The sequence below is a fragment of the Undibacterium sp. TC4M20W genome, from assembly GCF_049340245.1.
In the GTDB taxonomy this organism is placed as follows: domain Bacteria; phylum Pseudomonadota; class Gammaproteobacteria; order Burkholderiales; family Burkholderiaceae_D; genus Undibacterium.
Genome location: NZ_JBMPPI010000070.1, coordinates 1 through 578, shown reverse-complemented (window position 1 = coordinate 578; position 578 = coordinate 1). Strand labels below are relative to the sequence as shown.

The window sequence follows — 578 nt, the reverse complement described above, 5'->3', positions numbered from 1 at the left end:
GGTTTGACCTATACGGCGGTCGGTTTGAAACTTCTATCTCTACCAAAAGAAGGAGTTTCAAGATGAAAGAGTATCAAAGTTTGAGTCATACGAGGTGGGATTGTAAGTACCATATAGTGTTCATTCCAAAATACCGAAAGAAGTTGATCTATGGGGCATTGAGAAAGCATCTTGGGGAAATATTTCGGGAGTTGGCCAAGCAAAGGGAATGCAGCGTAGTAGAAGGTCACTTAATGATTGACCATGTTCATATGTGTTTGAGCGTTCCACCAAAGTATTCAGTGTCAAACGTTGTGGGATTCATGAAAGGCAAGAGTGCAATTTCGATAGCCAGACACTTTGGTGGGAGGCAAAGGAATTTCACAGGAGAAGTATTTTGGGCAAGAGGTTACTTTGTCTCAACGGTGGGACTAGATGAAGAAATGGTTCGAGCTTACATCCGAAATCAAGAGCAGGAAGATGAGCGTTACGACCAAATGAAATTGGGACTGTAGCCGCCTTTAGGCGGATCAAGGGTTACCAGCGCCTTTGAGGCGCCCCAGCAATAAACCTCCGGCTTTGCCGGAGGTAATTTAATT

General features: G+C 44.3%; 1 protein-coding gene. It reads left to right on the top strand.

Annotated features, from left to right (window positions below):
- Positions 1-62: 62 nt before the first annotated feature.
- Positions 63-494, top strand: coding sequence for an IS200/IS605 family transposase (gene tnpA / locus ACO0LL_RS30320; RefSeq protein WP_422952231.1), 432 nt, complete (start codon positions 63-65; stop codon positions 492-494).
- Positions 495-578: the final 84 nt, after the last annotated feature.

Excerpts from the sequence above, each read along its gene's own strand:
- tnpA (WP_422952231.1), top strand. The coding sequence starts at position 63 with ATGAAAGAGTATCAAAGTTTGAGTCATACGAGGTGGGATTGTAAGTAC.